This is a genomic window from Rhabdonatronobacter sediminivivens, assembly GCF_013415485.1.
Lineage (GTDB): Bacteria > Pseudomonadota > Alphaproteobacteria > Rhodobacterales > Rhodobacteraceae > Rhabdonatronobacter > Rhabdonatronobacter sediminivivens.
Genome location: NZ_JACBXS010000068.1, coordinates 1 through 8,625, shown reverse-complemented (window position 1 = coordinate 8,625; position 8,625 = coordinate 1). Strand labels below are relative to the sequence as shown.

Here is an 8,625-nt window from a genome sequence, read left to right as displayed (position 1 = left end):
CATCTCTGTCAAGTCACCTCATACAGCGCCGCATCATACCGGGCTACACGAATGCCCGTAATATTTGCGACAGAACCCGAATGCGTCACACTTAGACATCGGCATCCATGATCGGCAATGCACATCGGCAAAAGCTTGAAATTCATGACGTATAATGCTAACAGTTGCTCGAAAATCTGTACAGTCAAGATCGGCAAAGAATGTTAGAAACACCCGGCAGGATCGAGCCATGCTTCTTCGAGGAGCACATCCCCGCCAGCCTGGCGGACCTGTCGGTTGATATCCAGCGCGAGGCAGCAAACCTCGGTCAGGGTCTCCACCCGAACAGCGCGGCCGAATTGGCCGACCTGGTCAGGGTGATGAACTGCTACTACTCGAACCTGATCGAGGGGCACAACACGCGCCCGCGCGACATCGAACGCGCCCTCGCCGGGGCCGAGTTGGATGCCGAGACCCGGCCCCTCGCACTCGAAGCCCGCGCCCATGTCATCGTACAGCGCTCGATCGACAAGATGCATCGGGAAGGCAACTTGCCACGGCCCACGTCCGTCGCGTTCCTCACCTGGGTGCACAAGACCTTCTACGAAGAGATGCCCGACGAGTTCCGGCGCATCGAACACCCGGATGGCACGACCGAGCCGATCATTCCGGGCCGCATGCGGCAGGAGGGTGACAGCGAAGTCGCTGTCGGACGCCATCTGCCCCCCTCCTCCGGTCGGGTCGCGGCTTTCATGGACCATTTCGACAAGCGGTTTCAGATCGCAGCTCGCTCGGCGAGCGGGCGGATCATCGCGATCGCCTCGGCGCACCATCGGCTCAACTACATCCATCCGTTTCCCGACGGAAACGGGCGGGTCAGCCGCCTGATGTCCCATGCAATGGCGCTTGAGGCCGGCATCGGAGGTCAGGGACTTTGGTCTGTCTCGCGCGGATTGGCACGTGGGCTGGCGGACCGGGACGAATACAAGCGCATGATGGACATGGCCGATACCCCCCGTCGCGGGGATCGTGATGGTCGAGGCAATCTGTCCGAGGCCGCTCTCAAGACCCATTGCGAATGGTTCCTCAAGGTGACGCTGGATCAGATCACCTTCTCGGCCAAGCTTTTTGACCTTCCGGGTCTGGAAAAGCGCTATCGGCGTCTCGCCCTCGACACGATCGATGACAAGCGTGCGCCCGACCTCATTTCGGCGGTCCTTCGCTATGGCACGCTGGAACGCGGCGAGGCACAGATCGTGCTCAAGACGTCCGAGCGCACGGCGCGCAACACGCTGAGCAAGCTGACCTCAGCCGGCTACCTGTCATCCGCCTCGCCGAAAACGCCCGTGCGACTGGCATTCCCTCTCGACTACCGGGAACGCCTTTTCCCGAACCTGTTCGCAGACGGGGATCTGCCCGAGTAGCGAAACGACTGACCAGATGGTCATTCAGTAGGTCACTGCGATCTTCAGTTTGTCGCCTTCCACATCCTGAACCGCCCCTGTCCTGTCACCTCGCGGATCAGACCCCGCGCTTGCATCCATGCAAGGTTGCGCTGGACGGCGGCGCGGCTCGCGCCAGTCAAGGCCTCGGCCATCGGCGCAGAGACGAGCGGCCATTCGGCCAGCACCGCGCGCAAGCCCGGGGGCGTCCTGCCCGAAAGCGGTGTCATTTCGGCTTCCGCCCGCGCCGACCATGCCTCGATATCGTCAAGCTGCCGCATCGCGGTCAAGCACGCCGTCTCGATCCCGTCGAGCCAGCGCGCCAGACGTTCGAACGATGAACCACCGGCTCGTAACCCCCCTGCCCCGCCCATGGCCAGAGGCGCGAAGACTGCTCCTCTCCCCTCGCTGGCAGCGATCCGCGCAGCCGCGACCGCCGCTTCCATCCGACAGCCCAGCTGCCCCAGCCCGGCGAGGCGCCAGAGGTGAAAGCCCATCGCGGCGCGGGTGATCGTGTGCAGTTCTGCGGCTTGCCCCATCAGATCAAGCCAACCGCTCGCACGATCCACGAACGGCTCGGTCTCATCACTGAGGTTCTCGGGGTCGCGACGGTCGAGAAAGGCGGAAAGGTCCTGCTCCGGTCCCGGTCCACCCGTCAGCCGCCGAACCGCCCATCCGACCCGCGCCAGCGCCGCCATGTCGTCCTGGACGCCGGACAGGCGCAGCGAAATCCAGAGCGCCAGCCGATCCTGGCTGATGCGGTCACCGCCCTGCCAACTCAGATCTGCGGCCTCCATCAGCGCCAGCCGATGCCGCCATCCTTCCGGTCCGCGCTTCAACCGGTCGTCCAGCGCGCCGATGCGGCCGGCCACACGGGCAAGACGCGCGGCCTGACCCCCCTCTGCCTTCCGCCAATCGTCGAGGACCTCGGTTTCACGCGGTACGGCCCGTGGTCCCGGCGTCAAATAGTCCGGCTCGTCTTCCATCGGACCGGGTAGGAACCACAGGTCGTCCTCGGACGCCTGTTCGACCTCCTCCGCATCGATTACGAAGGCGTCGGACTCATCATACACAGAAGGGGTTCTAGGCTTCATATGCGCAAAATATAGCTAATTTGCACTTTACCCAAGGGTTTTCTCAGAGCGCGTCTTTATACCTTACATAGCACGCGCGCGCGATGGCCTGCGAGAACTCTCTGATCGCGCTCAGCGTATCGAAACAAAGGGCATTCTGCTGAAAAGCGCCACCGAGAGCGCCCTTGCATTCGTTTATAAACGGTCGTTTATTAATCGTATCCGAAACTGCAAAAGGCAGGATTTGATGCCCCTGATAGGCTACGCGCGCGTTTCAACAGAGGATCAAACCCCCCTGCCCCAGTCGCAGGCCCTGAAATCCGCGGGTTGCGCTGAGATCCATGAAGAACAGGCCTCAGGCGGAAATCGCGCGCGGCCTGTGCTGGCGCGCGTCCTGGAGCGGATCGGCAAGGGCGATACGCTGGTGGTGGTGCGTATTGACCGTCTTGCCCGGTCATTATCGCATCTGCTGGAAGTGATCGAGCGGCTGGAGGCCAAGGGTGCTTTCTTCCGCTCGATCCAGGACCCCATCGACACCGGATCCCCGCAGGGCAAGTTCACGCTGCAGGTCCTGGGCGCTGCGGCCGAGTTCGAGCGCGCCCTGATCCGGGAACGCACCAAGGCAGGCTTGGCAAGTGCCCGGACGAAGGGCCGGATCGGCGGCAACCCGGGCTTGCGCGCACGTGACCCGGCAGCGCTGCGCAAAGTTCGACTGGCGCGACAGGACGGCTACATGGAGCGCCTGAACGAGACGGCACAAGACTGGGTGCCTCATGTGCGCCGGTTGCGCCCCGACTTGGCCTGGGAAGACGTGGTGCGCATCATCAACGGCCCCTTGCCCGAGGCGCGTCGCTGGAACCAAAGCCGCCTTCTACGCGCCGTGAAGGCCTATGTCCGCGACGGCTTCCTGCCTACCGAGGTGCTGGCCCGCGCCGGGCGCCGCGAAACGGACGATCGCCTGCCCGCCATCGTCGCCGGCATCAAGGGCGCGGACCCCGACATCACGCTCCAGGCGATCTGCACCCGGCTGGAAGCGATGCGCGAACGCACACCACGTGGCCGCACGAGATGGCAGCCTTCTTCGGTGAAAATGCTACTGGAGCGGGCTGAGAGGCTGGGGCTGCTTGAGTAGCCCAGAAACCCCGCAAATCATGCACGACATGGAAGGATTACAAGGCTAAGGCAAGCACCAGACTCAGTAGCTGTCCGCTCATGCAAAGGGGTTGACGATGCGAAGCTGGCCTTCCACCAGCAGGCCATCTTGCATGTCCTCGCTCCACAGCGTGGTACACCCCGCAACCAAAGCGCTGGCCACGATCATCGCGTCGTAGATCGAGAAGCCGTAGCGTTCCGCCAAAGCGCGGCCGACGTCATGGGTCTGCACGGTGAGATCCTCGACGGGACACAAGGCGCGCACGCCTTCGAGAAAGGCCGCTGCTTCCTCCCAACTGAGGCCAGCTTTGCGGCGGCAGTTCACCAGTGACTCGTTTAGAACCTGAACGCTGATCCGGGGCCCCTGCCCCAGGATGACCTCGGCGCGATCGGCCTTCGGGCCGTCGTCGAGCAGGTAAAGAACGACATTCGTGTCCGCGAACTCAGCGCTCATGCGCTTCGTCGCGGCTCAGACGTTCTGCTGCGGACAACTTGCCCCGGAAGCGGCGCAGGCCGGTCAGCACCTCATCCGCACGAGCAAGGCGACGGACTCTGACCCGTCCGTCGTCCTTGACCAGGTCGATCTGATCACCCTCCTTGAGACCAAGCTCTCGGACGAGCTCTGCGGGCAAACGGACGGCCAGCGAGTTACCCCATTTTGCGACCTGCATCTTGACCTCCCATGCGGATATACGCCTTGTAATGTATATCCGAAAGGTTCCGAAGACAAGCCTGCCCCGAACCCGAGCCACTCTTGTACATGACGCAGCGAATGACACCAAATCTAGAAAGAGCTTGCACGAATCTGATAGCTCGGGCAATAGTCTCGATAAATAACGCGCGATCACATAAAAAACGCGCCCACGAATCGAGGCAGAGATGAGCGAAGCCGAGCAGGACCTGGACATTGCCATCGGGCACTACGCAGAGCTTCTTGCGTCCAATCTTCATGCGCAACGTGCTGCCCACTTCCCTCCCGACGCCAAAAAAGTCATGCGCAGCCTGACCAGCGGCGAGGCGGCCGAGTTGCTTGGCGTCGATCATACCTACCTTCGCAAGCTTCATCGAGAAGGAAAGATCGCTGACGTCGAAACCACCGCGGGCAGCCACCGGCGATATACCCTCGATGATATCTGGGAGATTCGCCACGCCCTTGAGGCAAACGCGAAGAAGCCTGGAACCTACGTTCCGGGGCGTCGTGCCGGTGACGAGCTTCAGATTGTTTCTGTTGTGAACTTCAAAGGCGGGTCCGGGAAAACGACAACATCCGCTCACCTTGCACAGCGCTTGGCTCTCAAGGGATATCGTGTCCTTGCAATCGATCTGGATCCCCAGGCATCCCTTTCCGCCCTGCATGGCATCCAGCCTGAGCTGGACCTGATGGAGGGTGGTACGCTGTATGATGCAGTTCGCTACGATGAACCGGTCCCGATCTCGGACGTGATCCGCAAGACCTACATCCGTGGTCTTGACCTGATTCCCGGGAACCTCGAGCTCATGGAATTCGAACATGAGACGCCGGCAGCCATTCAGCGTGGCGGCGCCCGCGCATTCTTCGCCCGTGTGCGCGACGCGCTCGACAGTGTCGAAGCGGACTATGACGTCGTCGTCATCGACTGTCCGCCGCAGCTTGGTTTTTTAACCATGTCCGCCCTCTCAGCATCTTCAGGGGTGCTTGTTACCGTTCACCCGCAAATGCTCGATCTGATGTCCATGTCGCAGTTTCTGCGAATGACCGCTGATCTGCTTGGCGTCATCCGGGATGCTGGCGCAAACCTTCGCTTCGACTGGCTGCGCTTTCTGCCGACCCGCTACAAGGTGGGTGATGCCCCGCAGACCGAGGTCATTGCTTTCATCCGGGGTCTGTTCGGCAGGTCAGTCCTGACCAACCACATGGTTGAGTCGACTGCGATCTCTGATGCAGGGCTGACGAAGCAGACGCTCTACGAGGCCGACAAGAAGGACTTCACGCGTCAGACTTTCGATCGTGCAATCGAATCCATGAACGCCGTCAACGACGAGATCGCGGCGATCATCCAGAACACGTGGGGACGCAATGGCAAGAAAGCCTAAACTGGGACTGCCACTGCAGACCCTGCGCAACGCGCCCGACGCTCTTGAGGGGCGCAGGCTGCGCGGCGGCGTTTTCGAAATCGAGCCTGACCAAATCGAAACCACAGGTCGGCTCGATGACCGGCTGCAGATCGAGACTGAGGGCCTAAAGGCGTCAATTTTCAAGAACGGACAGCGAGTACCAATCCTCGTCCGGCCGCTTGAGGGTGATCGCTACAGCCTGATCTATGGCCGTCGTCGACTGGAAGCTTGCAGAGAACTTGGGATCAAGGTCCGCGCCATTGTCACAGAGATGGAGGGCGATCAGGCACTTCGTGATCAGCTGTTAGAAAACCAGGAACGGCGGGATCTAAGCTTCATCGAACGTGCGCTTGTTGCCGCAGCCTTGCTCGACGGTGACCATCTGAGCGCATCCGAACGCACTAACAAGGGTGTCGCCGAGGTTCTCAATCTTACCGAGGCAGGAGTGTCGCAGCTGTTAAGCGTGGTCCGCACCGTTGGGGAGGACCTGGTCCTCGCCATCGGTGCCGCTCCGGGCATTGGTCGGCCTAGGTGGGAAGAGCTCAAGAAGTTGCTGGTGGTTACGGATGCCGATCGCGAACTGCTTGCAGCTTTGGCGGGTGAGGCCAAGACATCCTACCAAGGCGGTATTGACGAGAAATCCGATCATGCATTTTTGGCCGTCCTCTCTGCTGCAGGGAAGCCCGAACAGACCACATCCTCGTCTCGCCCTCGCGGGCGGCCCGGCACGGTGATTCCGGGGGTCGGTGCCGCCACTGTCACGACCGGACGTCGTGGAAAGCAACTCAAGCTCGAGTTGAAGGCCGAGGAGAGCGATTTTGTCAGCTGGCTTGAGGGCAACGCCCCGCAGCTGATCGCCGAGCTTCACGAGCGCTGGAAGCGTTCGGAAGACTGAGGAAGAGCAACAATCAAAAAGGAGGCACGAGACAGGCAGAAAAGAAAAAGGCCCCGAGAAGCAAGCTTCACGAGACCTTTCTTAGGTTTCGCACGGGACCAGCCCGCTACAAAACTTCAGTTTTCGCACCTCTGAATGTAGCGATCTGGCCCCTTTCCCGCAAGCGCAAAGCGATTCGCGGGCCAGGGAAATTTTGCCTTCGTGAATGACATCATGGATTACACACCGATTTCGCCGTTTATGCGGCCGATCTCGCATGCCCATCTGCGCGTGGTCGAGCGTCCTGAGGCGTCTGTTCCTGGCAAGCCCGTCAACAAGTGGGAGCTCCTCCGCGAGCTGTCCAAGGCACAGGCCGCCTTTCGGGTTTCCGAGCGCGATCTGACCGTTCTTCAGGGGCTTCTCAGCTTCTTTCCGGATGATGCGCTTGGCGGGAACACCGAAATGGTCGTCTTCCCATCCAACAAGGCGATCTGCGAGCGGCTGAACGGGATGCCTTGCTCGACGATGCGTCGTCACCTCGCCCGGTTGGTAGAGGCAGGCTTGCTCATGCGGCGCGATAGCCCAAATGGGAAGCGGTATGTGCGCAAGCGTGGTGAAGATCGCGTGGCCTTCGGCTTTGACCTCTCCCCGCTCTATTGCCGGGCAGAGGAGATTGCACGGGCCGCAGAGGCCGTGCGTGAGGCCGAGGACCGTGTGCGGCGACTGAGGGAGGTGGTGAGCCTCATGCGTCGCGACCTGGCCGCTCTGGCGGAGTTCGGCGAGGAGATCCAGCCCGGGCTTGGCCTATGGGACCAGTTCCGTGACAAGGCTGCCCTCACAGCCCGCGCTCTTCGCCGCAAACTCTCGCTTGAGGATCTGTCGGCATTTCGGACTGAACTGGAGACATTTCTTGACCAGGCGCGTAATGTCATTGATGGCCCTGAAACAGAGGAAATGATCACCAATGATGCCCATTTTGAGCGTCATCATCATAATTCAAATGAAGAATCTATAGATCTTGAACCTGCCTTAGAAAAAGGCGAGGCGGCGGCCGGCGCGCCAGATGATGATACGGGTGAGCCCGTGGCTGACCTTGAAGCGCCTGACACGAGGCGGGTGCCGAAAATCCCACTCCACCTGGTAATCGCCGGCTGTCCCTCGCTCAAAACTTTCTATCAGGGCGACATTCGACACTGGCACCAACTTTTCGACGCGGCTTGTCATGTACGGCCGGCCATGGGGATCAGTGTTTCCGCTTGGGAAGAAGCGCAGCGCTTCATGGGACCAGAGCAAGCCTCGATCGTCGTCGTGGCCATGCTGGAACGTTTTTCCGACATCAGATCACCGGGTGGATACTTGCGGGCGCTGACGTCCAAGGCCGCGGCGGGCGAATTCTCTTGCGGTCCGATGGTCATGGCTTTGATCGGTCGGCGAAGTGCGGCTTAACAGCTGTTAAGTTTCAACGTCATCGGAGCTCAGTTGGCCTGACTTAACAGCTGTTAAGTTGCCTCTTGGCAACCATACGATCGTCGAGAGGGAAAGGATTGTTGGTTTGAGGGTGACGGGAAGTGAGATCGGGAGAGTGGCTTCCGGCGCCCGTCGTGGAGAAGATCTGATGACGAAAGCTGTCCAGAAAATCACCCTGTCCCCTTCGCGGGATATCCCTTTTGACAAGCTGATGCTGAGCCAGTCCAATGTGCGGCGCATCAAGGCTGGCGTGTCCGTCGAGGAACTGGCCGAAGACATCGCCCGCCGCGGTCTGTTGCAGAGCCTGAGCGTGCGGCCCGTGTTGGCTGACGATGGTACCGAGATCGGCAAGTTCGAGATCCCGGCCGGTGGACGGCGGTTCCAAGCGCTGTCCCTGCTGGTGAAGCAAAAGCGTTTGGCGAAGACGACGCCCATTCCCTGCATCGTCCGCGATGCTGCTTCCGATATCCTAGTGTTCTGAGTCTGACGCATCTTACCGGTTCCCTCTGATTTCATCCAGCGCGTCGAGTGCGCGGCGTTCCCG

Annotated in this window: 8 protein-coding genes and 1 pseudogene; 6 read left to right on the top strand and 3 right to left on the bottom strand. The window is 60.8% G+C overall.

Annotation, left to right across the window (positions count from 1 at the left end):
- Positions 1-200 precede the first annotated feature (200 nt).
- On the top strand, positions 201-1,403 hold the full coding sequence (locus tag HUK65_RS17390; RefSeq protein WP_179907537.1) for a Fic family protein: 1,203 nt from the start codon (positions 201-203) through the stop codon (positions 1,401-1,403).
- Between the two features lie 44 nt (positions 1,404-1,447).
- Here the strand turns inward: HUK65_RS17390 and HUK65_RS17385 are convergent, their stop codons facing one another.
- Complete coding sequence (locus tag HUK65_RS17385; RefSeq protein ID WP_179907536.1) at positions 1,448-2,515, bottom strand: hypothetical protein; 1,068 nt, start codon at positions 2,513-2,515, stop codon at positions 1,448-1,450.
- A 226-nt stretch (positions 2,516-2,741) separates the two neighbouring features.
- Between HUK65_RS17385 and HUK65_RS17380 the strand changes: the two genes are divergently transcribed.
- Positions 2,742-3,626, top strand: coding sequence for a recombinase family protein (locus HUK65_RS17380; RefSeq protein WP_179907535.1), 885 nt, complete (start codon positions 2,742-2,744; stop codon positions 3,624-3,626).
- 78 nt (positions 3,627-3,704) lie between these two features.
- On the opposite strand, the gene HUK65_RS17375 is transcribed toward HUK65_RS17380, so the two are convergent.
- Both HUK65_RS17375 and HUK65_RS17370 read right to left on the bottom strand, forming a co-directional pair.
- Positions 3,705-4,100 (bottom strand): PIN domain-containing protein, encoded by a 396-nt coding sequence (locus HUK65_RS17375; RefSeq protein WP_047998273.1) that lies wholly within the window; start codon positions 4,098-4,100, stop codon positions 3,705-3,707.
- A complete protein-coding gene (locus tag HUK65_RS17370; RefSeq protein WP_179907534.1) occupies positions 4,090-4,317 on the bottom strand; it encodes an AbrB/MazE/SpoVT family DNA-binding domain-containing protein in 228 nt (75 codons plus the stop codon). Before HUK65_RS17370 ends, HUK65_RS17375 begins: the two co-directional genes overlap by 11 nt.
- Positions 4,318-4,525: 208 nt before the next feature.
- Here HUK65_RS17370 and repA point away from each other — a divergent pair, with 208 nt between their 5' ends.
- From repA to HUK65_RS17350, 4 genes and pseudogenes are all read left to right on the top strand, one after another.
- Entirely contained in the window at positions 4,526-5,719 is a 1,194-nt protein-coding gene (repA, locus tag HUK65_RS17365; protein ID WP_009503867.1) for a plasmid partitioning protein RepA, read from the top strand.
- Positions 5,703-6,635, top strand: coding sequence for a plasmid partitioning protein RepB (gene repB / locus HUK65_RS17360; RefSeq protein ID WP_179907533.1), 933 nt, complete (start codon positions 5,703-5,705; stop codon positions 6,633-6,635). The genes repA and repB overlap by 17 nt, the downstream gene beginning before the upstream one ends.
- Before the next feature lie 213 nt (positions 6,636-6,848).
- Positions 6,849-8,060 (top strand): plasmid replication protein RepC, encoded by a 1,212-nt coding sequence (repC, locus tag HUK65_RS17355; protein WP_179907532.1) that lies wholly within the window; start codon positions 6,849-6,851, stop codon positions 8,058-8,060.
- A gap of 169 nt (positions 8,061-8,229) precedes the next feature.
- Positions 8,230-8,553: pseudogene (locus HUK65_RS17350) on the top strand (ParB/Srx family N-terminal domain-containing protein); the annotation flags it as partial.
- Positions 8,554-8,625: the final 72 nt, after the last annotated feature.